Origin of the sequence: Rhodoligotrophos defluvii (genome assembly GCF_005281615.1) — a bacterium.
Taxonomy (GTDB): Bacteria; Pseudomonadota; Alphaproteobacteria; order Rhizobiales; family Im1; genus Rhodoligotrophos; species Rhodoligotrophos defluvii.
The window spans coordinates 238430-264480 of sequence record NZ_SZZM01000004.1 but is presented as its reverse complement, the minus strand read 5'-3'; the positions used below and the strand labels follow the sequence as shown (position 1 = coordinate 264480).

Below are 26051 nucleotides of genomic sequence, written 5' to 3'. Positions count from 1 at the left end.
CCGGACATGGACCTAGGGATCGAGGGCAAAGCTGCCCTCGTCACGGGCGGCTCGCGCGGGATCGGCCTGGCCATCGCCAAGCGGTTCCTGGCGGAAGGGGCGCGGGTCGCCATCTGCGGCCGGGACGAGGGCCGGCTGAACGAGGCCAGATCGGCGCTGAGTGCGGACGGCGAGGTTATCGCGGTTCGCTGCGATACGGCAGATGGGGCGCAGCGCAGGGACTTCGTGGCACGGACGGCGGCTGCGTTCGGCCGCATCGACATTCTGGTGAACAATGCCGGCACCCATGTGCGCGGCGCCCTGGACACCATGCGGGAGGAGGACCTGCAGCGGCAGCTGAACGACAAGCTGTTCGGATTTCTCGGCATGATCCGCGAGGTGCTGCCGCATATGCGCGCACGCGGCGACGGCCGCATCGTGAACATCATCGGCCAGGCCACGCGCCACCCCCATCCCGACCGGATGCCTTCCGGCATCGCCAATGCCGCGGCGCAGGCCATGACCAAGTCGGTGGCGGATGCGGTGGCGCGCGAGAATATCCGGGTGAACTCGGTCTGCCCGCAATATGTGGAGACGGACATCATCAGCGCGACGGTGGCCAAGGAGATGCGCGAGCGCAATGTCGATCGGGCAACGGCCATCTCCGGCTTCACCCGGGCCAATGTGCTGGGGCGGCTGGGGCAGCCGGAAGAGATCGCCGATCTGGTGGCCTTCATGGTCTCCGATCGGGCGTCGTTCGTGACCGGCAGCTCGGTCTCCATCGACGGCGGCTATCACCGCTATGTCTTCGGTTGAGGAGAAGCACCATGGATCTCGGCCTAAAAGACAAGATCGCCATCGTCACCGGCGGCACCAGCGGCATCGGCCTGGCGATCGCGCGCCGGTTGCTCAGCGAGGGTGCCCGCGTCGTCATCTGCGGGCGGGAGAAAGCCAAACTGGACGGGGCCTTGGGCGAGCTGGCACAGCTCGGCGAGGTGGCAGGGGTGGTGGCCGATGTCGGCGACCCCGCGGGGGCTGCGCGCATCGTTGAGACCGCCGCCACCCGCTATTCCGGCCTCGACATCGTGGTCAGCAATGCGGGGACGCATCTGCGCGGCAGCCTGGAGGCGCTCTCTTCCGAGCAGGTTGCGGCGCATTTCCGCATCAAGGTGCTAGGGCCGTGGGAACTCGCCCGTCACGCTGCGCCGCATATGCGCGCGCGGGGCGGCGGCCGCTTCATCGTGGTGATCGGACAGGCCGGCAAGGTACCGGGGCGGCAGGTGCTGGGCTCCTGCGTTGTCAACGCGGCGCAGCATGCGTTCGTCAAATCCCTGTCGGATGATCTCGGCCGCTTCGGCATCCTGGTCAACGCCGTCTGCCCGAGCCGCATCGAAAGCCCGCTGACGGCGCATCTCGTCATCGACGAGGAGCAGTATCTCGGCCGCAGCCTGGAGCAGCAGCAGAGCGGCTGGGGCGCCACCGTGCCCCTGGGCCGCTGGGGCAAGCCGGACGATATCGCGGATGCGGTGGCGTTCATGGCCTCGGAGCGCGCCGGCTATATCTGCGGCGCGAATATCGATGTGGATGGCGGCCACCAGCGCATGCTGTTCTGAACCGTATGTAAGGGAGAGACGCGCCGCAATGATCGCTCTCGAAGCCATCGGCAAGACCTTCCGGAAGGGCAAGACCGAGGTGCGGGCGGTCGAGCACGTGACCCTCACGATCGAGCCGCGGTCGATCGTGGCGCTGATCGGGCCTTCGGGCTGCGGCAAGTCCACGCTGCTGAACATGATCGCCGGCCTCTACGCGCCCACGTCCGGCGCCGTGTTCTATGACGGGCGCCTGGTGACGGCGCCCAACACCCATGTCGGCTACATGACGCAGAAGGACAATCTGCTGCCGTGGCGGACGGTGCTCGACAATGTGGCCATGCCGCTCGAGCTGGCGGGTTGGCCGGCGCGCAAGCGCCGCGACGCGGCCCGCGCGATGATCGAGCATGTGGGCCTCGACGGTTTCGAGGACAAATATTCCAACGAATTGTCGGGCGGCATGCGCAAGCGCGCGTGCCTTGCCCGCATGCTGCTCTATGAACCCCAGGCGCTTCTCCTGGACGAGCCCTTCGCCGCGCTCGATGCGCAGCTGCGCATCGCCATGCACGACCTCTTGCTGCGCCTGTGGGCCGAGAACCAGCAGACGATCGTGCTGGTGACCCATGATCTGGTCGAGGCGATCACGCTGGCCGACCGGGTGGTCGCCTTCACGCGGCGGCCGGCGCGGGTCTCCTTCGAGCAGGAGGTCGACCTGCCACGGCCGCGCGACGTGCAGCAGGTGCGTTTCACGCCGCGGTTCCAGGAGATCTACAACACGATCTGGGACCGCCTCCGCCAAGAATATGACGAGGCAAAGCAGTGACCGCGCCCGAGATGACAGAACGCACGGCCGTCGAGGCCGCTACGCGGCACCGGGGCCGATGCCTGGCCGAGGTGAGCACGCCGACCATGGTGGTGCTCCAGATCATTCTGGGGGTCGCATTCCTCGCCTTCTGGCAATGGTCATCCGGCCGGCTCATCGACGAGTTCATGGTGTCAACCCCGCTCGCGGTGGGCGGGCGCCTGTGGGGCTGGGTCGAGAACGGCACCATCTGGATGAACATCTGGGCGACGGTTCACGCGACGCTGCTGGGCTTCCTCATCGGGGCGGTCGCCGGGGTTATCGGCGGCGTGTGGCTTGGGTTGTCACCGTTTCTCAGCCGCCTGCTCAACCCCTATATCTGGGCGTTCAATGCCCTGCCCAAGGTGGCGCTCGCGCCCCTGTTCCTGCTGTGGTTCGGCCTCGGGATCGAATCGAAGATCGCGCTGGCGGCGGTGCTGGTGGTGTTCCTGGTCTTCGTGAACACCTTCTCCGGCGTGCGCGAGGTGGACCCGGACCTGACCGATTGCCTGCTGCTGATGGGTGCGACGAAAAGCCAGATTCTGACGCGCGTGGTGCTGCCTTCGGCGACCTCCTGGATCTTCGTGGGTTTGCGGACCGCCGTGCCCTATGCGCTGATCGGCGCCATCATCGGCGAGCTGATCGCGGCCAATCGCGGGCTCGGCTATCTGGTGCAGCTGGCGGGCAGCGAATTCGACACCGCGGGTGTGTTCGCCGCACTCCTGGTGATCGCGGTATTGGCGGTCGCGTTCAACGAAGCGGTCAACGTGCTACAGCGCCGCCTGGAGAGGTGGAAAGTCTTGAGCCGATAAACAAAAAGGGAGGACAACGCCGTGAAGAGAATGCTGACGACGTTTCTGGTCGCGTGCCTGGCGATCTCGGCCATGGGGGTGACCGCCATGGCCCAGGAGGTGGTGCGCATCACCAATATCGGCCGCGGCTATTTCGCAGGCCCCCTCTATGTGGCCATGCGCGAGGGCTTGTTCGAGAAGCATGGGCTGAAGCCGGACGTCACCTTCGTCAAGGGTGGGTCACTTGCCTTCCAGTCGGTTTTCAATCGCGAGGTGGACTTCGGCATCCTGAGCTATGAGCATGTTCTCACCGGTGCTGCGCAAGGCCGCAACCTGGTCTCGATCTTCAACATCACCGACCGGCCGCTGAATAATATCGTGGTCAACAACGCGCTGTACGAAGCCAACAAGGACAAGAGCCTGGCCGAGAAGGTGCGGGCCCTGAAGGGCGCCAAGGTGGGCACGCCCTCGGCCGGCGGTTCCGGCGAGAAGATGCTGGGCGTGCTCGCTCGTGAATATGGCCTCGATCTGCCGAAGGACGTTGAACTCGTCTATCTCGGCACCGAGGCTGCCTCCTATGTGGGCGCCTTCCAGACCGGGACGATCACCGCCGGCATGCCGTTCGAGCCGGCCGGCGTAGTGATCAAGGAGCGCGGCCTGGGCGATACCCTGGTCAATCTGATGAGCGGTGAGGTCGAGCAGTTTCGCGACCTGATCTTCATGACGCTGGTCACCCATCCATCGCTCATCGCTGAGAAGCCCGAGCTGGTCCGCAAGGTGGTGGCGGTGTTTGCCGAGGCGCAGCAGATCCTGCTCGACCCCAACCGCGGACCGAAGATCATGGGGGAGGAATTCTCCACCATGGACGCGTCCGCCAACCAGCAGGCCTATGACGTGGTCAAGGAGATCTGGAGCAAGGACGGCCGCATGACCTTGGCCGGCGCGAAGAAGGTGCACGATTACCTTCAGCCCAAGGGCGAGGGCGAGATCAATTTCGAGGAAACCTTCACCAACGAGTTCCTGCCGAAGCAATAAGGATCACCACGATGATCGCCGAAGAGCATTGGGCACGCAAAGGACCGGTTTCCCTCTTCCTGTGGCGGAAGCGGCCCCAGGCGGTCCGCCGGGACATGCCGATCGTGCTGGTGCACGGCTCGTCCACTTCGGCGATCCCGACCTTCGACCTCGAGGTGCCCGGCCAGGAGGACTATTCCTTCATGGAATGGCTGGCCGAGCGAGGTTTCGATGTGTGGACACTCGACCATGAAGGCTATGGCCGCTCGACGGTGACGGACAGCAATTCCGACATCGCCTGCGGGGTGGAGGATTTGAAGGCCGCCACGGCGGTGATCGCGCGGGAGACCGGCGCGATGCGGATGAATTTCTACGGCCTGTCGTCCGGTGCGCTCAGGGTTGCGGCCTTTGCCCAGGCCATGCCGGAGCGCGCCGCCCGCATCGTTCTCGACGCCTTCGTCTGGACCGGCGAGGGCTCGCCCACTTTGGCCAAGCGCAGGCAGGGCGTGGACCAGTTCAGGGCCAATAACCGCCGGCCCATCGATCATGCGTTCATCGAGAGCATCTTCACCCGCGACAAGCCGGGCACCACCCATCCAGCGGTGATCGAGGCTTGCGCCAAGGCGCAGCTTTCCTACGGGAGTTCGGTGCCGACCGGCACCTATCTCGACATGACCACCAAGCTGCCGCTGGTCGATCCGACCAGGATTGCGGCCGCGACCATGATCGTGCGCGGCGAACACGATGGCATTGCCACCATGGAGGACGTGCTGGAGTTCTTCCGCCTGCTGCCGACGGGCGACAAGCGCTTCGCCGTGCTGCCGGACGTGGCCCATTGCACGCCGCTCGGCATCAACCGGAAGCTGATGTGGGAGGCCGTTCTCAACTTCATGAGTTGATCTCGGCTGGGAAAGGGGACGAGACCATGTTGCTTCCGGTGCAGCGCCGCTATGACTTCTCGCCGATCATCAACCGCGCCGACTATTCATGGCCGGACGGCAAGCGCCTGGCGGTGTGGATCGGCACGGCGATCGAGGTTTATGCCTTCCAGGCCGGGCATGGCCACGACCCTTTCCACCACGGGGCGCCTCAGACCCAGCGGAATTATGCCTGGCGCGACTATGGCAACCGGGTCGGGCTGTGGAGATTGCTGGCGCTTTACGAGCAGCTCGGGCTTCCCATCACCGCGGCGGCCAATTCGCTGGCCTATGACTATTATCCCGAGATCTTCGCCGAACTGCGCAAGCGCCGCGCCGCCATCGTCGCCCATGGGCGCACCAATGCGGAACGCCAGACCCAGATGTGGGAGGATGACGAGCGCCGCGTCATCGAGGTGGCGACCGCGACCATCGCTCGCCACGAGGGGTATCCGCCGAAGGGATGGCTGGGTGTGGGCGTGCTCGAAAGCAGCCACACGGCCGACCTGCTCCAGGAGCTTGGCTATGCTTACGTGCTGGATTGGCCGATGGACGACCAGCCGGTCTGGCTGCGCACCCGGCAGGGGCGGATCCTGTCGATCCCCGGGCCCATGGAGATCAACGACTCCGGGCAGATTCTACACCGGCAGTCCAATGCGGCCGAATTCGCCGATATGATCGTGGACCAGTTCGACGAGATGCTGCGGCAGAGCGAGGGCCAGCCCCTCGTGTTCAATCTGATGCTGCACCCGTTCATTTCGGGCCAGCCGTTCCGGCTGCCGCCTCTGCGCCGGGCGTTGCAACATATCGCCGGACATGCCGCAAAGGAGCGCATCTGGCTTACCGACCCGGACCGGATCGCCGACTATTGCCTGAAGCTTGCGCCGGGCATCGTGCCGGGCAGCGCGGGATGACAGCCGGGCTCTCGTGCCATCGGGCGGCGGGGCTCAAGTAGTGGCCGGCACCTCGCCAGGCGCGCCAAAATGGCTGAAATAGCGGCTATTGATGGCCGAGACCGGCAGGATGATCAGCACGTCCACCGTGTTGAACTGGTGGTCGACAAAGGCGCCCTCGCCGATATAGGCGCCAAGGCGGAGATAGCCTTTGATCAACGGCGGCAAGGCGCGCATGGCCATGCGCTCGTCCATCGTGCCGTCCACCGGTTCGTCGGGCCTATCGTCCACGAACACGGCGCGTTCCGGATGGGCGCGCACGTGCCATTCGGCGGGCGGCCGGAAATGCTGCTGCAGGAATTTGAGGGGCTGGCGCAGGGCGTCAAGATCGGTGCCCTCCAAGCTGGCGCAGCCGAGCATCACGTCCAGCCGGTGCAGCCGCACATAGTTCCAGATGCCCTGCCAGAGCAGCTCGACCACCGGACGCGTCCGGTAGGGCTTCAGCACGCAGGAGCGCCCCAATTCGAGGAAGCGGAGATCCGGCTTGGAGGCCACCAGCGGTGCGATATCGAATTCGTCTTGCGTGTAGAAGCCCAGCGTCGTCTCGGCGATCTCCTGCCGCAGGAGGCGGTAGGTGCCCACCACTTCCCCCTCGCCGACCAGCCTTGCAGGATCGCTGCTTCCGCTCGCCGGCGCGATCACCAGGAGATGGTCGCAGACATCATCGAAGGGATCGCTGTCCCGTTGCGCAGCCACCACTTCGGGGCTGGCATGGGCGCCGCGCTCCTCGTAGAACACGCAATAGCGCAGGGCCTGCGCGGCGGAAAGCTCCGCGCCGTCACGGCAGAGGCGGACTTCAAGATCGCCCTTGCGGCCAAGCACCATGCCGGCCGGAGTCGGGCCGGGCCCGTGCAGGCCCGCCGGCCTCACGGGAAGCGAGGAAAGGAGATTCGCCGTCATGGGCAACACCCCGACTGTTTGGCGCGGAGGAACGGCAACGGTTTTGCGGACGCGCCGGCCTCATCGACCGGCAGCCAGCCTCTAGAGCGCTTCCGCTTTTCTTCGAATCGCGGATCCGCTCCAAGTTCATGCTTGATCGCATTTTCTTCACGCGAACCGGTATCCACTTCGCTCGAAAATGCTCTAGAGCTCAACGAATAGGCCCCGTTTCCTGCTTGATTCACCCCGATGGTCCGGTTGAGCCGCACGCCGCCAGTCTGTCATAAATCATCCCCGCATTAAAGTTTGAAGACAGGGCGCCATGGGCCAACACGCAAAGCGCGAGAAGCCCATGATCGGCCGCCGCTCGCTCATTCGGCCGCTTTTGCCGCCGCCCGGTTGGTTGCAAGCTGCGATGGCGACATCATGACAAGATCCATCACGCGGCGCAGATCATCCATTTGGAAGGGCTTGACCAGGTGGCAGTCCATCCCGGCGGCAAGGCAGGCTGCCCGGTCCTCTTCCATGCCGTTCGCCGTCAGGGCAATGATCGGCAGGCGGGCCCGTTCGGGCTGCTGGGCTTCCATGGCCCTGATGCGGCGGGTGGCTTCGAGTCCGTCCATGTCCGGCATCTGAACGTCCATCAGCACGAGATCGAACGGCTCAGGCTCGCTTTCGACCGCGGCGATGGCAGCGGCACCGGTGGTGACAAGCTCGAGCTGGTGGCCGGCACGCTCGAGCAGCGACCGGGTCAGCAGCGCATTCACCGGATTGTCCTCCGCCACCAGAATGCGCAGGGGATGTTTCTGAACGCGGCCATTCGCCCGGCTGCGGGCCTCAATGCCCGCAGGCGCCTCCGATTCGAGGGCCGCGGGCGCCTGCGGCAGCCAGCGCGCGAGCGAGCTGCGCCGCAGCGGCTTGACCAGATATCCCGAATACCATGCGGGCAGCTCAGGCAGGCGCTCCGTACGCTCCTCCGCCGCCAGCATCAGCCAAAGCCGAGGCAGGTCCTCCTTGCGGGCGCCGCTTCGCTCGAGCACGGCGATGAATGCATCCGAGAAGCGGCTGTCCACCAGAACCAGCGCGGGGGCCGGCGCGCCAGCGCCGCCCGGGACCACGGCGCCAGGCGACTGCGCCTGCGGCACCTGGGTTTCGCGCTGCGCAGGGGGCTGATCAGCTGCCAGCCGCTCGGTGGCCAGCCGCGCGGCGGCCAGCCGCTCGGCGAAGGCCGTCGCCGCCTCCAAGCTGGCGATCCGCTCCGTGACCGCGCCATCGCCCGCGAGATAGGCCATGATGCAGTCCGCCGCGGGACCATCCGGCATCGCCAGGGCGACATGCAGGCCGCCGAGGCCGAGGCCGCAGCGGATCCCAGGGGATGCCCGCGTTTCGACAGGCACGGTCACGCTGAACACCGAGCCAACCCCCGGCGTGCTTCTAACCTCGATCTGCCCGCCCATCCGCTCCACGATGCGCTTGGAGATGGCAAGGCCGAGGCCGGTTCCGCCGAAGCGCCGGGTGTTCCCGGTCTCGCCCTGGGCGAAGGCATCGAAAATCCGCGGGATGATCTCGGGATCCATGCCGATGCCGGTGTCGCGCACCTCGCAACGGATCATCAGCCGGTTCGGAGCCTCGGAGGAAGATGCGGCGCGATCCGGCTCGAGGACGATGGTGACGCCGCCCTGCTCCGTGAACTTCAAGCCGTTGCCCGCGAGATTGATGATCACCTGCCGCAGCCGATGACTGTCGGCCACGACCTCGTCGGGCAGCGCAGGGTCAACGAAGCAGGCGATTTCCAGGTTCTTGGCATGTGCGCGCGAGGCGAGCAGCTCCGTCACATTCTCGACGAGATCGACCAGGTTGAAGGCTTCCGGCTTCAGGTCCAGCTTGTCGGCCTCGGCCTTGGACAGGTCGAGAATTTCCTCGATCAGCGACAACAGCGCGCGGCCGGAAATGTCCGCGATCCGGACATAGGAGCGTTGCTCCGGCGTGAGATCGGTGTCGAGCAGCAGGCCGAGCATGCCGAGCACGCCGTTCATGGGCGTGCGGATTTCATGGCTGATCGTGGCGAGAAACAGCGTCTTCGCCCGGCTTGCATCCTCGGCCTGGTCGCGCGCCTGCGCGGCCTCGTGCAGGGCTGTCTTGAGCGCGGTGACATCGCGCCCCACGCTCTGGATCTCGGTGATCTTCCCCTTGCGGTCGACCAGCGCGACGCTCTCCCAGGCAATCCAGCGCTCGCCTCGGGGCGTGCGCAACCGCTGGTCGAAGCTCACCCTGTGCGGCAGCTGCTCGAGCGCCCGATGCGCCTGCGCATGATCGGGCCCTTCCAGGATGTTGAGGGCAAGCTCGTGCTGCAGCTTCGGCCCGCCGTCCGTTGCAAACATCTGCTCGAAGGCGCGGTTGGCAAAGGTGATGCGCCCATCCGGCGCCATGTGCAGGATGATGTCGCCCTGGCTGTCGATCAGGCTGCGGTAGCGCGCCTCGCTGGCGCGGAGCTGGGCGGTGCCCGCTTCGAGCGCCACGAAGTTGCGCCGCGCAACCACTGCGGCGATCAGCGCGGCGCTGACGGCGATCAGCGCGACCACCATGGGAATGGCTACCGTGGCATTGCGCGGAATGAGCCCCGAGGCGCTGCCATCGCCGTCGACCAGCACGATGATCGCCAACAGCAGGCTGAGGCCGGCACATGCCAGCAGAAGGAAATTCAACCAGCCGAGCGCGCGCGACCACGCCATCCCGCGCTGCCCCCGGCGACTGGCCCCGCTCAGGGACGCGCTGCCGGGCACGTCCTCGACCGGCCCCGGCGCAACAGAATTGAACAGCCGTCCAGGTGGGAGACGAGATCCGCCCCAATCCCCGGCACCGCCCGCGCCCGCCTCCTCGCGATGAGGCGTGCCCGAACGCGAATGGCCCTGCGGCACGGTCCGGGGCAGAAGAGATGGCGCCGATGTCCCTCGTTCAACTGTCAATCGCAAACCTACGAAGATTGCACGACCATATCATTCTTGGCCGGATATGGGCACCCGAGAACGTCACGTGCAATATATTTCGGTTTCCAGGAGCTCAAACCCGAGAAATTCAAAGACGTGATACTGGCGAGCATCTGTATTCAAAATTTAACGAGCACTCGCATGATCTTGTCCGGCCGATTTTGAGGCAGGACAACTGCCGCGCGTGCGACCGGATGTGGAACGCGCCACTCGGACGGCCTTCAATGGCAACATCATGCACGTGCGGCCCGCGCCTGATGTGGGAAGCACGCCATCATCGCTCATCACCAAGAGGCGCAGCCGGCAGATCGCCTTTCAGGCGGCCAGCCTTAGCGGCCGCATCTCGTTTCGATAGCTCAACGCCTCCGCGATATGGCTGCGCGCCATCTTTCCGCCGCCATCGAGATCGGCCAGGGTGCGGGCCAGCTTCAGCACCCGATGATAGCCGCGCGCCGACAGGCCCATGCGCTCCGCCACATCCTGCAGGAGCCGCTGGCCGGCGCGGTCCAGATCGATCATGGCCTCCAGCAGCTCGCCCTCCGCCTCCGCATTGGTGCGCAAGTGACGGGCGTCGAGCCTCGCGAACCGCTCCAGCTGAAGGGCACGCGCCATGGCCACCCGCTCCGCCACGTCGGCCGAACCCTCGCGCGGCGGAGGCAGCGACAGATCGCTGATCTGCACCGGAGCCACGTCGAGCACGATGTCAATGCGGTCGAGCAGCGGCCCCGAGAGGCGCGCCTGGTACTCGGCCGCGCAGCGCAGGCCTCGCGCGCAGCTGTGGCCCGGCTCGCCTGCCCGTCCGCAGCGGCACGGGTTCATCGCCGCAATCAGCTGGAACCGCGCGGGATAGGTGATGTGATGGTTCGCGCGCGCCACCACCACCTCGCCCGTTTCCAGCGGCTGCCGCAAGGCCTCAAGCACCCGCGTCTGAAACTCCGGCAGCTCGTCCAGAAACAGCACGCCGTTATGGGCAAGGCTCATTTCGCCGGGCCGTGCCCGCAAGCCGCCCCCGACCAGCGCCGCCTGGCTCGCGGAATGATGCGGCGCCCGGAACGGCCGCCGCCGGCCCAGGCGGCCGCCCGCAAGCTCGCCCGCCACCGACGCGACCATGCTCACCTCCAGCATCTCGCGCGGGCTCATGAGCGGCAGGATCGACGGCAAGCGCTGCGCGAGCATCGACTTGCCGGCACCCGGCGGCCCGATCATCAGCATGTTGTGCCCGCCCGCCGCGGCAACCTCGAGCGCCCGCTTGGCGCTTTCCTGCCCCTTGATGTCGCGCAGGTCGGGCAGACGGCCGCCGTCTTCCGCATAGGCCACGGCCGGCCGCGACAGCATCTGGCTGCCCTTGAAGTGATTGACCAGCTGGATCAAGCTTTCCGGCGCCAGAATGTCCATGCCGTCGCTGGCCCAGGCCGCTTCCGGACCGCACGACTTCGGGCAGATGACGCCCTGGCCGCCGGCATTGGCGGCGACGGCAGCCGGCAGCGTGCCCGCCACCGTGCTGATGGAACCATCCAGCGAAAGTTCCCCCAGCACCACATAACGCGACAGCGCTTCAACCGGCAGCACGCCCATGGCGGCGAGCAGCCCCAAGGCGATCGGCAGGTCGTAATGGCTGCCTTCCTTGGGCAGGTCGGCCGGTGCGAGATTGACGGTGATGCGCTTCGGCGGCAGCGCGAGGCCCACCGCCATCAGAGCCGAGCGCACCCGCTCGCGGCTCTCCGCCACGGCCTTGTCGGCCAGCCCGACGATGGTGAAGCCGACAAAGCCCGGCGAGATCTGCACCTGTACATCGACCGGAACGGCCTCTATGCCCTGGAAGGCGACGGTGCTGACATGCGCGATCACTGGACTTCCCCCGGAACAGCGACTGACGCGGATCGTAAACAAATCCCTGCGCCGATGCAAGAACAAAAAGCGAACATGCTCTGTCCGCTGAACGTCCGCGCGCGGCACATCGGGCCAAGCGCGGGGGCGGGCTCGACAGCGCTGCGCCCTCTGTCTAGAGCGCTTCCGCTCTTCTTCGGATCGCGGAAGCACTCTAGGTTCTTGCCTGGTCGCATTTTCTTCACGCGAACCGGTATCCACTTCGCTCGAAAATGCTCTAGAAGACGTGGGAAACCGGCTGGACCGGACGCAAATCCCTTCGCCGAGGTGGGCTGTTCGATGAGCAATGAGGCAAAGGCACCAAAGGCGCGCAAGCTCGTGATCGCCCTCGACGGGCCAGCGGCCAGCGGCAAGGGCACCTTGGCGCGCAAGCTGGCGCAGGCCTTCGATTTGGCCCATCTCGACACGGGCGCGCTCTATCGGGCCGTGGCCGCGATCGTGCTGCGCGCGGGGATCAACGAGACGGACGAGGATGCGGTGGTGCTCGCGGTGGGACAGATCGGCGCGACCAAGATCGAGGAGAACGAGCTACGCAGCACGGCCGTGGGGCGGGTTGCCTCGGTGGTCGCGGCCATGCCGAAGGTGCGCGCGGCGCTTCTGGACTATCAGCGCAACTTCGCCGCCTCGCCGCCGGACGACAAGGAGGGGGCGGTGCTCGACGGACGCGACATCGGCACCGTCGTCTGCCCCGCGGCGGACGTGAAGTTTTTCGTGACCGCCAGCGTGGAGGAGCGTGCCAGGCGCCGTCATGCCGAGTTGCAATCGCGTGGTGAGCGCATAACATATGAGGCGGTCCTGGCCGAGCTCAGGGATCGTGACGCGCGCGACTGCAACCGGGCCCAAGCGCCATTGAGGCAGGCGGAGGACGCGGTCTTGCTGGACACGACGGAATTGGATATAGAAACCGCGTTCAGGCAGGCCGTCGACATCATCGCGCGGCGAAAGGGATTGGGTGTGTCGGCGAGCCCGGCGCGCCCTTGAGCTTTTCCGAAACCCCTTGGCCCCTGGCGTGCAGGGGCATTCGGAACAGGATGTGAGTGTTCAAGCCCGTTGGTGCGAGGCGGCCCGCCGCGGCCGCGAAGCAGAATGGGAAGTCCTGCGGCTTACCGCGGGCAAACCCGATTGCCCGAGCCGGGCAATGTCACTGGAATGAGGATTTATGACTGACGCAAACGCTGCTTCGCTCCACCCGTCGCGGGAAGATTTCGAAGCACTGCTGGCTGAAAGCTTCGGCAGCACCGATTTTGCTGAAGGCAGCGTGGTCAAGGGCCGCGTCGTTTCGATCGAGAATGACTTCGCCATCATCGATGTCGGGCTGAAGACCGAGGGGCGGGTGCCCCTCAAGGAGTTCATGACCGCGGGCAAGGAGGATCAGCTGCACGTCGGCGACGAGGTCGAGGTCTATCTCGAGCGCGTCGAGAACGCTATGGGCGAGGCGGTGCTCTCGCGCGAGAAGGCGCGCCGCGAAGAGGCATGGATCCGGCTCGAGAAGTCCTTCGAGGCCAATGAGCGCGTGGAAGGCAATATTTTCGGCCGCGTGAAGGGCGGGTTCACGGTGGACCTGGGCGGGGCCGTGGCCTTCCTGCCCGGCAGCCAGGTCGACATCCGCCCGATCCGCGACATCGCGCCGCTGATGAACGTGCCGCAGCCGTTCCAGATCCTGAAGATGGACAAGCGCCGCGGCAATATCGTCGTGTCGCGCCGCGCGGTTCTCGAGGAGACCCGCGCCGAGCAGCGTTCGGAGCTGGTGCAGAGCCTGTCTGAGGGCCAGGTGGTCGAGGGCGTGGTCAAGAACATCACCGACTACGGCGCCTTCGTCGATCTGGGCGGCATCGACGGCCTCCTGCACGTCACCGACATCTCGTGGAAGCGGGTCAATCACCCCGCCGACGTGCTCACGGTGGGCCAGACGGTCAAGGTGCAGATCATCAAGATCAACTCCGACACCCAGCGCATCAGCCTCGGCATGAAGCAGCTGGACAAGGATCCGTGGGAAGGTGTTGAGGCGAAGTATCCGGTGGGCATGAAGGTCACCGGCACCGTCACCAACATCACCGACTACGGCGCCTTCGTCGAGTTGGAGGAGGGGGTGGAAGGCCTCGTCCACGTCTCGGAGATGAGTTGGACCAAGAAGAACGTCCATCCCGGCAAGATCCTGTCCACCAGCCAGGAAGTCGAGGTGATGGTTCTCGAGGTCGACCCGAACAAGCGCCGCATCTCGCTGGGCCTCAAGCAGTGCCTGCCCAACCCGTGGGATTCCTTCGCGGAGAAATATCCGGTCGGCAGCACGGTCGAGGGCGAGATCAAGAACATCACCGAATTCGGCCTGTTCATCGGGCTCGACGGCGATGTGGATGGCATGGTGCACTTGTCCGACATGGACTGGAACCGCCCCGGCGAGGAGGCGATCCAGGACTACAAGAAGGGCGATGTGGTGAAGGCGGTCGTGCTCGACGTGGATGTGGAGAAGGAGCGTATCTCCCTCGGGTTCAAGCAGCTGCAGCAGGACCCGATCGAGGCCTCCGCCGCGAAGGGCCTGAAGAAGGGCGACGTGGTGACCTGCGAGGTCATCGGCGTGAAGGAAGGCGGCATCGACGTGCGCATCGCCGATACGGACCTCACCACCTTCATCCGCCGCGCCGACCTGTCGCGGGAGCGCTCCGAGCAGCGGCCCGAGCGCTTCGCCGTGGGCGACAAGGTGGATGCCCGCGTCACCAATTTCGACAAGGCCAGCCGGCGGATCGCCGTCTCGGTGAAGGCCCTCGAAATTGCCGAGGAGAAGGCTGCGGTCGCCCAGTATGGCTCCAGCGACTCCGGCGCCTCGCTCGGCGACATCCTGGGCGCTGCCCTGAACCGTGCCAGGCAGCAGGCGGAGGATGCCGCCGACGAGAAGGGCTCGTGACAAGGACGCGCGGGTCACGGCAGAATAGAGCCTTGCTGGAAACGATGCCGTGATAGACGCCGACACACTCACCGATCGCCGCCGCCTCAAGCGGCGGCTATCCTTCTGGAGGCTCGTGGCCGTCGCCGCCGTGCTGGGCGCGGCCATTCTGGCGGTCTTCGCCGCAGCCGGCACGATGGATGCGGGCAAGCTGCGCGACCATATCGCCCGCGTGCGCGTCTCCGGGGTGATCGCCGACACCGACGGCTACGAGAAGCTGCTCAAGAATTTGCGCGAGAGCAAGCGGGTCAAGGCCGTCATCATCGAGGTGAACAGCCCGGGCGGCACCACGGCGGGCTCCGAGCTCCTGTTCAAGGCAATCCGCGAATTGGCCGCCGTGAAGCCGGTGGTCACCACCATGGGCACGGTCGCAGCCTCCGGCGGCTATATCACCGCCATCGCGGCCGACCACATCATCGCCCTGGGCAACACCACCACCGGATCCATCGGTGTCATCCTGCAATGGCCGCAGCTGACCGAAATGCTCGGCAAGCTCGGCATCGAGATGCACGAGATCAAGAGCGGTCCATTGAAAGCGGAGCCCTCGCCCTTCACGCCGCTGCGCGAGGATGTGCGCCGCGTCACCCAGTCGCTGGTCGATGACAGCTACGACTGGTTCGTCGGGCTCGTGGCGGAGCGCCGCGGCATGAGCATGGAGGATGTGCGCCAGATCGCCGATGGCCGGGTGTTCACCGGCCGTCAAGCCGTGGCGGCAGGTCTCGCCGACGAGCTGGGCGGCGAGGACGAGGCGCTGCGCTGGTTGCGCACCCAGCGCAATATCGACAGGAGCCTGAAGATCGAGAACTGGGCCGTTCCGGACTCGAACGAGCTTGGCCTGAGCGGGGAAGCCGCACGTCTCTTGATGACCGCTCTCGGCTTGGGTGACTTTTTTAACACAGTTCAAAAAACTCTTCGGGTAGAACGACTTAGCCTTGACGGTCTCGTGTCCATTTGGCACCCTGAATAGGACCAGGACAAGCACGCTCTGCCGGTGAGCAGGGAAAAATCGCTGGGTGGAGGGGGCATGATCAAGTCTGAGCTCATTCTGCATATAGCTCAGCAGAATCCCCATTTATATCAGCGCGATGTCGAACGGATCATCAATACGATCTTGAACGAGATCCGCGATGCGCTCGCCCGCGGCGACCGGGTGGAGCTGCGCGGCTTCGGGGCCTTCTCGGTCAAGGAGCGGCAGGCGCGCACCGCGCGCAATCCGCGGACCGGCACGCCAGTCGATGTGGGGCCGAAGCGCGTGCCCTATTTCAAGACCGGCAAGGAGCTGCGCGACCGGCTGAACGGCGCCGGCAAAGGCGAGGACCAATAGCGGTTCCGCAGCGTTCCCCGTGTTGCCAGCTCAAGCCGGGCAACCACGTAAGCCGCCGATGACTCCTCCAAAATCCTCATGACCGGCTCCGACCGGGGCATCCAGGGCCTGAAGAGCTAGGGCGGTTCCGCTTTTCTCTGAAATGGCGGAACGCCCTAAGTTCTTACTTGGTCGCATTTTCTTTACGCGAACTGGTACCCACCTCACTCGAAACACTCTAACCCGAGTCAGACGGTCGGCGTTTTCGCGGCCGCCCCTCGCCGCGGCGGCTGATGGGACTCCACCAGGAGCTCGACCCGGTCGGCCGGAAAGCGCGTCAGCGAGAACTGGATCGGCGCGCCGGCCGTATCGACGTTAAGGGCGCGCGTGACGATGACGATGGCCCCGGGCGACAGGCGCAGATCGCGCGTGTCGGCCTCGTCGGCATGGCGTGCCTCGATGCTCGTGGACGCCCGCAGATAATCATCGATGCCGAACTCACGTAGCGCCGCGGTGATCGAGTTGTAGCGGTCGAAGGCCGCAGCGATATCGGGAAAGCGCGCCGCGCTGAACCAGGACGTGGCACGAGAGACCGGGACGCCATCGGCGGTTCCCAACGTCTCGATGCGCGCGACCGGATCGCCTGTGGGAAGGCCGAGCGCGGCGGCCACCTCCGCCGGGGCCCCTTCGTTACCGTGCCCGACGAGCTCTATCTGCCGATCGCGCGCCTGGTTCTCGAGGCCGGCCGAGAAGCGCGTCCGCTCGCGGATCGGATAGACCAGCCTGTGGCGCCGCCGCGCAAAGGTTCCGCGCCCCTGGACGGACTGCAGGACGCCCTCGTGGGACAAGGCGGCGATGGCGGCGCGCACCGTATGGCGATTGACCCCGAACCGCGCCGCCAGATCGCTCTCGGGCGGCAGCCGCCCCTCGTTATCGCCCATAGTGCCGGCGGCGAGGCCGGTGCGGATCTCATCGGCGATCTGCCGCCACAGGGCGACGCCGACACCGCGCTGCACGGCAGACCTTTTTGCAATCGAGCCTGTCATTGTCACCCGCCTGTCATCCTCATTGGCTAGGAGTCGGATAATTCATCCTATTGTCTAGATCAATAGACGAATTGGGGCATTGATGCAGGCCGAGACGCATACCCTAGCGCGCAAGAACCGGATGGCCGTGCTGGCGCGCTGCAAGACCAGCCGATTGCAGGAACTCTGGGCCGGGCTCGGACTCAATCCGGCCTATACGCTGCTGCGCGGGCCAGACTCCGGCCTGGTGATGCTGCGCGGGCGCATCGGCGGGACCGGCGCCGCCTTCAACCTGGGCGAGGCGACGGTAACCCGGGCGAGCGTGCGGCTGGAGGATGGGTCCGTCGGACATGCCATGGCGCTCGGCCGCGACGGCGCCAAGGTCCGCCTTGCCGCGGTGATCGACGCGCTCTGCCAGGATGCCGAGACCGCCGCCTTGATCGATGCGGCGATGATCGCGCCGATCAAACGCGAGCTCGATGACGCCGATGAGCGGCGCCGGCAGGAGACGGCGGCGACCCGGGTCGATTTCTTCACCATGGTGCGCGGGGAGGATTGATGAGGCCCCAAGCACACATGCTCGAAGGCGGTTTTGCCCAGCCAGTGTTCGACGCGCAGGCGACCTTCCGCGCCGTGATGGATGGAATGGCGCGGCCGGCAAGGCGAACGCCGCTGGTGGCGCGCACCGTGCCGCCGCTGCCGCTGCACCCGCTGGCGGGGGCGCTCGCCTGCACGCTGGTGGACGCCGATACGCCCGTGTGGCTCGATCCGGTACTGGGCGGAAGCGAGGCCGTGCAAGCGTGGCTCGCCTTCCATACAGGCGCACGGGTGGCGCGCGTGCCCACCCATGCGGCCTTCGCGTTCATCGGCGCGCCTGCCGCGATGCCGCCGCTGGCGGAGTTCGCGCAAGGGACACAGGAATATCCCGACCGCTCGGCAACCCTCGTGCTGCAGCTGGAGAGCCTGGAGGGAGGCACTCCCCTCACCTTCCGCGGCCCGGGGATCCGGGATGAGGTGTCGATCGCGCCGGCCGGCCTGCCCAGCGATTTTGCCGCTCAGTGGAGCAGCAATAGCCGACGCTTCCCGCGCGGTGTCGACCTGATCCTGTGCGCAGGCGAGGCGATCGCCTGCCTGCCGCGCTCGGCGCACCTCGTGCGGGCGGAGGACTAGCCATGTATGTGGCCGTGAAGGGCGGCGAGGCCGCGATCGACAACGCACATCGCCTGCTAGCGGACCGCCGTAGGGGCGACCGCTCGGTGCCAGCCCTGACGCTCGACCAAATCGCGGAACAACTCGCGCTCGGCGTGGACCGGGTGATGAGCGAGGGCTCGCTCTATGACCGCCGGCTGGCGGCGCTGGCCATCAAGCAGGCCCGCGGCGACCTGATCGAGGCGATCTTCCTGATCCGGGCCTATCGCACCACACTGCCGCGCTTCGGCTACAGTGAGCCGGTGGATACGGGTGCCATGCTGGTCGAGCGCCGCATATCGGCCTGCTACAAGGACCTGCCCGGCGGACAGCTGCTCGGCCCCACCTTCGACTATACCCATCGGCTGCTCGATGAAGAGCTGGACGGGGATCCGGAGGTCGACGCGGCCAAGCGGCGCGAGGGCGAGGCCGAGCCCGTCATGCGGATCGCCGACATTCTCGGTGGGGAGGGCCTAATCGAGGCGGATGCGGACGGCACGGGCACGCCCGGCGACATCAACCAGACGCCGCTGGAATTTCCCCTGTCGCGCGCCATGCGCCTGCAAGCCCTGGCGCGGGGCGATGAAGGCTTCCTCTTGGGCCTCGGCTATTCGACCCAGCGCGGCTACGCCCGCTCCCACCCGTTCGCCGGCGAGATCCGCATCGGTGACGTGGAGGTGGAGGTGTTCATGCCGGAACTCGGCTTTGCCGTGCCGGTGGGCCGGGTGCAGCTGACGGAATGCCAAATGATCAACCAGTTCAAGGGCTCGGCCAAGACGCCGCCGCAGTTCACCCGCGGCTATGGCCTGGTGTTCGGCCAGTCGGAGCGCAAGGCGATGGCCATGGCGCTGTGCGACCGCGCGCTCCGGGCAGAGGAGCTGGGCGAGGACATCGTGGCGCCGGCGCAGGATGAGGAGTTCGTCATCTCCCATTGCGACAACGTGCAGGCGACCGGCTTCGTCGAGCATCTGAAGCTGCCGCATTACGTGGATTTCCAGGCGGAACTCGACCTCGTGCGCACCATGCGCGCGGAACATGAGGATGCCCACCCCGAGGGCGCCGTGGACGTTCGGGAGGCGGTGGAATGACGGCGCAGCCTCAGGCTTCGACCTACAACTTCGCCTATCTGGACGAGCAGACCAAGCGGATGATCCGGCGTGCCATCCTCAAGGCGATCGCCATTCCCGGCTACCAGGTGCCTTTCGCCAGCCGCGAGATGCCCATGCCCTATGGCTGGGGCACCGGCGGCGTTCAGGTGACCGCCGCGATCCTCGGGCCCGACGATGTGCTGAAGGTGATCGACCAGGGCGCCGACGACACCACCAATGCGGTGTCGATCCGCAAGTTCTTCCAGAAGGTGGCCGGGGTCGAGACGACGACGCGGACGGCGGAGGCCACCATCATCCAGACCCGCCACCGCATCCCGGAGGCGCCGCTGCGCGAGGGCCAGGTGCTGGTCTACCAGGTGCCCATCCCCGAGCCGCTGCGCTTTCTCGAGCCGCGGGAGACGGAGACGCGGAAGATGCATGCGCTCGAGGAATACGGGCTGATGCATGTGAAGCTGTACGAGGACATCGCGCGGAACGGCCATATCGCCACCACCTATGCCTATCCCGTCAAGGTGCAAGGGCGCTACGTGATGGACCCGTCGCCGACGCCGAAATTCGACAATCCGAAGATGCACATGTCGGAGGCGTTGCAGCTGTTCGGGGCCGGCCGCGAGAAGCGCATCTACGCCCTGCCCCCTCATACGGACGTCGTCAGCCTCGATTTCGAGGACCACCCGTTCGCGGTGCAGCGCTTCGACAAACCATGCGCCTTGTGCGGCGCGGAGGACGTGTATCTCGACGAGGTGGTGCTGGATGATCGTGGCGGGCGCATGTTCGTGTGCTCCGACACGGATCATTGCGAGACGCGGCGAGCCGAAGGCCATCGCGGCGAATTGGCTGGGGAGGCTGCATGATGACCTTCGCTGCCCCCACAGCCAAAGAGTTCGATCATGACAGCGAGGCGCTGCCGCTCATGTCGGTGCGCGGGCTGACCAAGCGCTACGGCACCCGCATCGGCTGCGCGGATGTGAGCTTCGACCTCTGGCCGGGCGAAGTGCTGGCGGTGGTCGGCGAGTCCGGCTCCGGCAAGACGACCCTGCTCAACTGCATCTCCACGCGCCTGGCGCCGAGCGCGGGCACGGTGTCCTATCGCATGCGCGACGGCGAGATGCGCGACCTCAACGACCTGAGCGAGGCCGAGCGCCGGTTCCTCCTGCGCACGGACTGGGGCTTCGTGCACCAGAACCCGGCGGACGGATTGCGGATGACGGTCTCGGCCGGCGCCAATGTGGGCGAGCGGCTGATGGCCATCGGCCACCGGCATTACGGCAAGATCCGCGCCAGCGCGGCCGAGTGGCTCGCCCGCGTGGAGATCGACGCGGACCGCATCGACGACCAGCCGCGCGCCTTTTCGGGCGGCATGCGCCAGCGCCTGCAGATCGCGCGCAACCTGGTCACGGCGCCGCGGCTCGTGTTCATGGACGAGCCCACCGGCGGGCTCGATGTCTCGGTGCAGGCCAGGCTGCTCGACCTCTTGCGCGGGCTGGTGAGCGATCTCGGTCTCGCCGTGGTGATCGTGACGCACGATCTCGCCGTGGCGCGTCTCCTATCGCATCGCATGCTGGTGATGAAGGACGGCCGCGTGGTGGAGCATGGCTTGACCGACCGCCTGCTCGACGACCCGCAGGCGCCCTATACCCAGCTGCTCGTTTCTTCCATCCTGCAAGTGTGAGGCCGCATGACGATGACCCCTGCGCTCACCGTTTCCGGGCTTGCCAAGACCTTCACCATGCATCTGCGCGGCGGGGTGGAGCTGCCGGTGATTGCCGGTGCGGCCTTCGCTCTGCAGGCGGGCCAATGCGCCGTGCTCGGCGGCCCGTCCGGTGCGGGCAAGAGCTCGATCCTCAAGATGCTCTATGGCAACTATGCCGCCAATGCCGGGCAGATCCTGGTGCGGCATCGGGGCAGAGAGGTGGATCTGGCCGGTGCGGAACCGCGAATGATCCTCGCGCTGCGCCGGGAGACGATCGGCTATGTCAGCCAGTTCCTGCGCGTGGTGCCGCGTGTCGGCGCGCTCGACATCGTGGCAGAGCCGCTGATCGCACGGGGGATTCTTCGGCAGGAGGCGCAGCGACGCGCCGGCGAGCTCCTGGCGCGGCTCAACCTGCCGGAGCGGCTGTGGGCCCTGCCCCCGGCCACCTTCTCGGGCGGTGAGCAGCAGCGGGTGAACATCGCGCGCGGCTTCATCACCGATCACCCGATCCTGCTGCTCGACGAGCCCACCGCTTCGCTCGACGCAGCCAACCGGTCGGTCGTAATCGACATGATCCGGGAGAAGAAAGCGGCCGGCGTCGCGCTGCTCGGCATCTTCCACGATGCGGATGTGCGCAACGCCGTCGCCGACATGGTCATCGACGTGACCGCATTCGCCCCCGACAGGAGGGCTGCCTGACATGGCCCGCCTGTCCGAAACGCCCGTGGTCCATCCGACGGCCCGCCTGGAGAACTGCACGCTCGGCCGCTACACGGAAGTGGCCGAGGGCGGACGGCTCGTTGAAACCGAACTCGGTGACTACTCCTATGTGATGGAGAACTGCCAGAGCTGGTGCGCGACCATCGGCAAGTTCGCCAATATCGCGGCCTCGGTGCGCATCAACGCCACCCACCATCCCATGTGGCGGGCCACTCTGCATCACTTCACCTACCGTGCATCGGACTATTTCGACGATGCGGAGCATGAGGCGGATTTCTTCGCCGCGCGCCGGGCCAAGCGCGTGTTCATCGGCCATGACACATGGATCGGCCATGGCGCCACCATCCTGCCGGGCGTGACGATCGGGGACGGCGCGGTGGTCGGCGCCGGGGCGGTGGTCACCAGGGATGTGCCGCCCTACACCATCGTCGGCGGCGTGCCCGCGAAGGTCATCCGCAAACGCTTTCCCGATTCGATCGCGGCGCGGATGCGGGCGCTCGCCTGGTGGGACTGGCCGCATGAGCGCCTGCGCGCCGCGCTGGATGATTTCCGCTCGCTGAGCGCCGAGGCGTTCCTGGAGCGCTACGAAAACGGGGGCGTGCCGGAGCGCGCCGTGGATCGTCATGGAACCGACATGCAGCCGACAACTGCCCTTCATGCGGTGGGGATAAGCCCATGATGGTGTCGGCGCGCCCGTTCCATATCCGCCGGCCGGGATCGCCGGCAGGGCAAGCCCGAAAGCTCTCATCGCCACAGCCCCTGCGGTTCTGACCGAAGGAGGGACTTGATGACCGCGATCTCCATTCGAAATCTGTCCAAGAGTTTCGGCAAGAAGCGGGCGCTGGACGATGTCAGCGTCGATATAGAGCGCGGCGAGATGGTCGCGCTGATCGGCGCGTCCGGCTCGGGCAAGAGCACGCTGATCCGCCACATCTGCGGGCTGGAGATCGGCCAGGCGGGGCAAAGCCGCATCGACGTTCTGGGCACGCCGATCCAGGACGGCGGCCGGCTGTCGGCGCGGGCCCGCGAAATGCGTCGTAACATCGGCGTCGTCTTCCAGCAGTTCAACCTGGTGGGCCGGCTGTCCGTCCTGTCCAATGTGCTGCTCGGCAATCTCGGGCGCGTCCCGGCCTGGCGCGGCACACTCGGGCTGTTCACGGCGGAGGAAAAGCGCCGCGCCCGCGACGCGCTCGCCCGGGTCGGCATTCCGGAACTCGCCTGGCAGCGCGCCTCCACGCTTTCCGGCGGGCAGCAGCAGCGCGCGGCCATCGCCCGCACGCTGGTGCAGCGCTCCAACATCCTGCTCGCCGACGAGCCGATCGCCTCGCTCGACCCCTCCTCCGCCCGGCGTGTCATGGAGATTCTCGCGGCGATCAATCGCGACGAGCAGATCACCTGCGTGGTGTCGCTGCATCAGGTGGAATATGCGCGCCGCTACTGCCCGCGCACGATCGCGCTGCGCGACGGCCGCATCGTCTTCGACGGTCCCTCGTCGGCGCTGACGAACCAGATGTTGGTCGAGCTCTACGGGGCCAATTCCGAGGAACTGATCTTGCCGGATGCGCCGTTGCAGCCGGCGAAACCGACGCGTGTCGCGGACCCGGAGTGGGTTCCGGCCTTTGCGTAGCCAACCACAGCAAACAGGGAAGCTTGCCATGAACGCATTTCTCAAGGGTGCCGCGGCGGCCTTATTCGCCGTCGTCTTGTCGGGCGCTGCCGTGGCCCAAGAGATCAATTTCGGCATCATCTCCACCGAATCGCAGCAGAACCTCAGGCCCAAATGGGAGCCGCTGCTCGCCGACCTCGCCAAGAAGACCGGGCTTAAGGTGAAGCCGTTCTTCGCGTCCGACTATTCGGGCGTGATCGAGGGCATGCGCTTCGGCAAGGTTCACGTCGCCTGGTACGGCAACAAGTCGGCCATGGAGGCGGTGGACCGCGCCGGGGGCGAAGTGTTCGCACAGACCGTGAGCGTCGAAGGGCATCCCGGCTACTGGTCCGTCATCCTCGCGCCAAAGGACAGCAAGCTCAACTCGGTCGAAGATCTCCTGAAGTGCGACAAGTCGCTGAATTTCGGCCTGGGCGACCCGAACTCGACCTCGGGCTTCCTGGTGCCGACCACCTTCGTCTTCGCGGCCAACAATATCGACCCGAAGACGTGCTTCAAGAACGTGACCAATTCCAACCACGAGACCAATGCCATGGCCGTGGCCAACGGCCAGCTCGATGCGGCGACCAACAATACCGAGAACCTGGCGGTGCTGGAGAGGAACGCGCCGGACGCCTTCGCCAAGGTGAAGGTGATCTGGAAATCGCCGCTGATCCCCGCCGACCCGCTGGTCTGGCGCAAGGACCTGCCGGAAGAGACCAAGGCCAAGCTCAAGGAATTCTTCCTGACCTACGGCACCGACAAGTCGGATGGCGACGTGGCACGGGAGAAGGAGGTCCTCGCCGGCCTCGACTGGGCGCCGTTCCGGCCCTCCACCAACGACCAGCTGCTGCCCATCCGCATCATGGAGCTGAGCAAGAGCATTGCCAAGATCCAGGCGGACACGTCGCTGTCGGAGGCCGACAAGAAGGCGCAGATCGAGAAGCTGGAGGCCGAGAAGGCGGCCTTCGAGGCAAAGCTCAAGTCGCTCCAGAGCTGATCGCCCTGCCCGGCCGCGTCGATGGGGAAGCGGCCGGCCCACCATGGGTCGAGAGTCGACGATGAACCACACCGCGGATATGACGACGCCCGAGATGGCCCGGCCGGAGGTGGAGCGGGACTGGACACGGAGCGCATGGACGGCGCTGACCTGGATCACGCTGGGCCTGCTGCTCGCGTGGAGCTGGACGCCGACCGAGATGTCGCGCTGGACGCTCCTGTTCACCGATGCCGGCAACATGGCCCAATATGCCAGCGGCTTCGCGCGGCCGAATTTTTCCGAATGGCGCTATTACGTGCACGAGATGGTGGTCACCATCCAGATCGCGCTGTGGGGAACATTCCTGGCTGCGGCCTTCGCCGTGCCCTTCGGCATATTGTCGGCACGCAACATCGCGCCGTGGACCATCGTGCAGCCCATGCGCCGCCTGATGGATGCCTGCCGGGCCATCCACGAGCTCGTCTTTGCCGTGCTGTTCGTGGTTGCGGTCGGCCTCGGGCCGTTCGCCGGCGTGATGGCGCTGTTCGTGCACACCACCGGCATCCTGGCGAAGCTGTTCTCCGAGGCGGTCGAGGCGATCGACCCGCGTCCGGTCGAGGCCATCCGGGCAACGGGTGCCTCCCGGCTCCAGGAGGTGGTGTTCGGGGTGGTGCCGCAGGTCATTCCGCTATGGATGTCCTACGCGCTGTACCGCTTCGAATCCAATGTGCGCGCGGCCACCGTATTGGGCGTCATCGGCGCGGGCGGCATCGGCCAGGTGCTCTTCGAAGCCATCCGAGGGTTCTATTATCCGCAGGCCTCGGCCATGCTGATCATCATGCTGGTGACGGTGTCGCTCATCGACATGCTGTCGCAGCAGCTGCGGAAGCTGTTCCTGTGATGCGTCATGCCATCTATTTCACGCCGGACGCCGACGACCCGCTGACCATGGCAGCGGAGGCCTGGCTCGGCCGCAGCGCCTTCACGGGCGCGCCAGTGGACATGCCGGCACCGGACGGGTTCTCCGCCGCCGCGTTCCGGCGCCTGACGGCTGAGCCGCGCCGCTATGGCTTCCATGCCACCCTGGTCGCCCCGTTCCGGCTGCGGGACGGGCTGAGCGCGAGCGCCGTTGCCTCCGCGGCCCAATCCTTTGCGCGAGGCCATACAGAGCTCGCCATTCCACGCCTCGCGATCACGCCTATCGGAAGCTTCCTGGCGCTGACACCGGCAGCGGCTTGCCCTGAGGTGGATGCGCTCGCCTCCAGCGCCGTCGATCACTTCAACGGGCTGCGCGCGCCGCTCACGCCGAGTGATGTTCAGCGGCGCCGGCCCGAGCGGCTGACGGCACGCCAGCGCGCCTATCTCGATGCGTTCGGCTACCCTCATGTGAAGGAGGAGTTCCGCTTCCACATGACGCTCACCAGCGCTCTGGAGCCCGAGGTCGCCGCGCGGATCGAACCGGCCCTGCAGGCGCATTTCGCGGCCGTGCTCGATGCCCCGCTCCATATCGACGCCGTGGCGGTCTTCGTCGAGCCCGAGCCGGGCGCCGACTTCACCGTTCACTCCATCCACCGTTTCGGCTCGGCCGCCCAGTCGAGAAAGTCTGCCTGA

The 26051-nt window shown here is 66.3% G+C and carries 26 protein-coding genes; 22 read left to right on the top strand and 4 right to left on the bottom strand.

Annotation, left to right across the window (positions count from 1 at the left end):
- Positions 1 to 6 precede the first annotated feature (6 nt).
- The 7 genes from E4P09_RS18380 to E4P09_RS18350 are packed head-to-tail and all read left to right on the top strand — an operon-like array spanning position 7 to position 6045.
- A complete protein-coding gene (locus E4P09_RS18380) occupies positions 7 to 795 on the top strand; it encodes an SDR family NAD(P)-dependent oxidoreductase (protein ID WP_170984494.1) in 789 nt (262 codons plus the stop codon).
- Positions 796 to 806: 11 nt separating this feature from the next.
- On the top strand, positions 807 to 1592 hold the full coding sequence (locus E4P09_RS18375; RefSeq protein ID WP_137391076.1) for an SDR family NAD(P)-dependent oxidoreductase: 786 nt from the start codon (positions 807 to 809) through the stop codon (positions 1590 to 1592).
- 28 nt (positions 1593 to 1620) lie between these two features.
- Complete coding sequence (locus E4P09_RS18370) at positions 1621 to 2391, top strand: ABC transporter ATP-binding protein (protein WP_137391075.1); 771 nt, start codon at positions 1621 to 1623, stop codon at positions 2389 to 2391.
- Positions 2388 to 3221, top strand: a complete 834-nt coding sequence (locus E4P09_RS18365) for an ABC transporter permease (protein WP_239025264.1) — start codon at positions 2388 to 2390, stop codon at positions 3219 to 3221. The genes E4P09_RS18370 and E4P09_RS18365 overlap by 4 nt, the downstream gene beginning before the upstream one ends.
- 30 nt (positions 3222 to 3251) lie before the next feature.
- Positions 3252 to 4235, top strand: coding sequence for an ABC transporter substrate-binding protein (locus tag E4P09_RS18360; protein ID WP_137391227.1), 984 nt, complete (start codon positions 3252 to 3254; stop codon positions 4233 to 4235).
- Between the two features lie 11 nt (positions 4236 to 4246).
- Complete coding sequence (locus E4P09_RS18355) at positions 4247 to 5113, top strand: alpha/beta hydrolase (RefSeq protein ID WP_137391074.1); 867 nt, start codon at positions 4247 to 4249, stop codon at positions 5111 to 5113.
- A gap of 26 nt (positions 5114 to 5139) precedes the next feature.
- Positions 5140 to 6045 (top strand): polysaccharide deacetylase family protein, encoded by a 906-nt coding sequence (locus tag E4P09_RS18350; protein ID WP_137391073.1) that lies wholly within the window; start codon positions 5140 to 5142, stop codon positions 6043 to 6045.
- A gap of 33 nt (positions 6046 to 6078) precedes the next feature.
- On the opposite strand, the gene olsB is transcribed toward E4P09_RS18350, so the two are convergent.
- The 3 genes from olsB to E4P09_RS18330 all read right to left on the bottom strand — a co-directional run bounded on the left by olsB (position 6079) and on the right by E4P09_RS18330 (position 11798).
- Positions 6079 to 6984 (bottom strand): l-ornithine N(alpha)-acyltransferase, encoded by a 906-nt coding sequence (gene olsB, locus E4P09_RS18345; protein WP_137391072.1) that lies wholly within the window; start codon positions 6982 to 6984, stop codon positions 6079 to 6081.
- A 350-nt stretch (positions 6985 to 7334) separates the two neighbouring features.
- Complete coding sequence (locus tag E4P09_RS18335) at positions 7335 to 9695, bottom strand: PAS domain-containing hybrid sensor histidine kinase/response regulator (protein WP_137391070.1); 2361 nt, start codon at positions 9693 to 9695, stop codon at positions 7335 to 7337.
- Positions 9696 to 10265: 570 nt separating this feature from the next.
- On the bottom strand, positions 10266 to 11798 hold the full coding sequence (locus E4P09_RS18330) for a YifB family Mg chelatase-like AAA ATPase (protein WP_137391069.1): 1533 nt from the start codon (positions 11796 to 11798) through the stop codon (positions 10266 to 10268).
- Between the two features lie 318 nt (positions 11799 to 12116).
- Here E4P09_RS18330 and cmk point away from each other — a divergent pair, with 318 nt between their 5' ends.
- The 4 genes from cmk (at position 12117) to ihfB (ending at position 16102) form a co-directional block, all read left to right on the top strand.
- Positions 12117 to 12818, top strand: a complete 702-nt coding sequence (gene cmk / locus E4P09_RS18325; protein ID WP_137391068.1) for a (d)CMP kinase — start codon at positions 12117 to 12119, stop codon at positions 12816 to 12818.
- A gap of 178 nt (positions 12819 to 12996) precedes the next feature.
- Complete coding sequence (gene rpsA, locus E4P09_RS18320) at positions 12997 to 14739, top strand: 30S ribosomal protein S1 (RefSeq protein WP_137391067.1); 1743 nt, start codon at positions 12997 to 12999, stop codon at positions 14737 to 14739.
- A 49-nt stretch (positions 14740 to 14788) separates the two neighbouring features.
- Positions 14789 to 15745 carry a signal peptide peptidase SppA gene (gene sppA, locus E4P09_RS18315; RefSeq protein WP_239025263.1) on the top strand — a complete coding sequence of 319 codons (957 nt, stop codon included), beginning with the start codon at positions 14789 to 14791 and terminating at the stop codon, positions 15743 to 15745.
- A 57-nt stretch (positions 15746 to 15802) separates the two neighbouring features.
- Positions 15803 to 16102 carry an integration host factor subunit beta gene (gene ihfB, locus E4P09_RS18310; RefSeq protein ID WP_137391066.1) on the top strand — a complete coding sequence of 100 codons (300 nt, stop codon included), beginning with the start codon at positions 15803 to 15805 and terminating at the stop codon, positions 16100 to 16102.
- Positions 16103 to 16329: 227 nt separating this feature from the next.
- Here ihfB and phnF read toward each other — a convergent pair whose 3' ends face one another.
- A complete protein-coding gene (gene phnF / locus E4P09_RS18305; protein WP_137391065.1) occupies positions 16330 to 17127 on the bottom strand; it encodes a phosphonate metabolism transcriptional regulator PhnF in 798 nt (265 codons plus the stop codon).
- 82 nt (positions 17128 to 17209) lie between these two features.
- On the opposite strand from phnF, the gene phnG reads away from it, so the two are divergent.
- From phnG to E4P09_RS18250, 11 genes are all read left to right on the top strand, one after another.
- The gene (gene phnG / locus E4P09_RS18300; protein WP_137391064.1) at positions 17210 to 17665 is read left to right on the top strand and encodes a phosphonate C-P lyase system protein PhnG; all 456 of its coding nucleotides are present in this window, start codon (positions 17210 to 17212) and stop codon (positions 17663 to 17665) included.
- Positions 17665 to 18276, top strand: a complete 612-nt coding sequence (gene phnH, locus E4P09_RS18295) for a phosphonate C-P lyase system protein PhnH (RefSeq protein WP_137391063.1) — start codon at positions 17665 to 17667, stop codon at positions 18274 to 18276. Before phnG ends, phnH begins: the two co-directional genes overlap by 1 nt.
- A 2-nt stretch (positions 18277 to 18278) precedes the next feature.
- Positions 18279 to 19382 carry a carbon-phosphorus lyase complex subunit gene (locus E4P09_RS18290; protein ID WP_137391062.1) on the top strand — a complete coding sequence of 368 codons (1104 nt, stop codon included), beginning with the start codon at positions 18279 to 18281 and terminating at the stop codon, positions 19380 to 19382.
- Entirely contained in the window at positions 19379 to 20257 is an 879-nt protein-coding gene (locus tag E4P09_RS18285) for an alpha-D-ribose 1-methylphosphonate 5-phosphate C-P-lyase PhnJ (RefSeq protein WP_137391061.1), read from the top strand. The genes E4P09_RS18290 and E4P09_RS18285 overlap by 4 nt, the downstream gene beginning before the upstream one ends.
- Before the next feature lie 59 nt (positions 20258 to 20316).
- Positions 20317 to 21075 carry a phosphonate C-P lyase system protein PhnK gene (phnK, locus tag E4P09_RS18280; RefSeq protein ID WP_428977730.1) on the top strand — a complete coding sequence of 253 codons (759 nt, stop codon included), beginning with the start codon at positions 20317 to 20319 and terminating at the stop codon, positions 21073 to 21075.
- A gap of 12 nt (positions 21076 to 21087) precedes the next feature.
- A complete protein-coding gene (gene phnL, locus E4P09_RS18275; protein ID WP_137391224.1) occupies positions 21088 to 21795 on the top strand; it encodes a phosphonate C-P lyase system protein PhnL in 708 nt (235 codons plus the stop codon).
- A 1-nt stretch (position 21796) separates the two neighbouring features.
- A complete protein-coding gene (locus E4P09_RS18270; RefSeq protein ID WP_137391060.1) occupies positions 21797 to 22495 on the top strand; it encodes a DapH/DapD/GlmU-related protein in 699 nt (232 codons plus the stop codon).
- Positions 22496 to 22603: 108 nt separating this feature from the next.
- Positions 22604 to 23443, top strand: a complete 840-nt coding sequence (gene phnC / locus E4P09_RS18265; RefSeq protein ID WP_137391059.1) for a phosphonate ABC transporter ATP-binding protein — start codon at positions 22604 to 22606, stop codon at positions 23441 to 23443.
- Between the two features lie 28 nt (positions 23444 to 23471).
- Positions 23472 to 24461 (top strand): phosphonate ABC transporter substrate-binding protein, encoded by a 990-nt coding sequence (gene phnD / locus E4P09_RS18260; RefSeq protein WP_137391058.1) that lies wholly within the window; start codon positions 23472 to 23474, stop codon positions 24459 to 24461.
- Between the two features lie 61 nt (positions 24462 to 24522).
- Entirely contained in the window at positions 24523 to 25341 is an 819-nt protein-coding gene (gene phnE, locus E4P09_RS18255; RefSeq protein ID WP_239025262.1) for a phosphonate ABC transporter, permease protein PhnE, read from the top strand.
- Positions 25341 to 26051, top strand: coding sequence for a DUF1045 domain-containing protein (locus E4P09_RS18250; RefSeq protein WP_137391222.1), 711 nt, complete (start codon positions 25341 to 25343; stop codon positions 26049 to 26051). The genes phnE and E4P09_RS18250 overlap by 1 nt, the downstream gene beginning before the upstream one ends.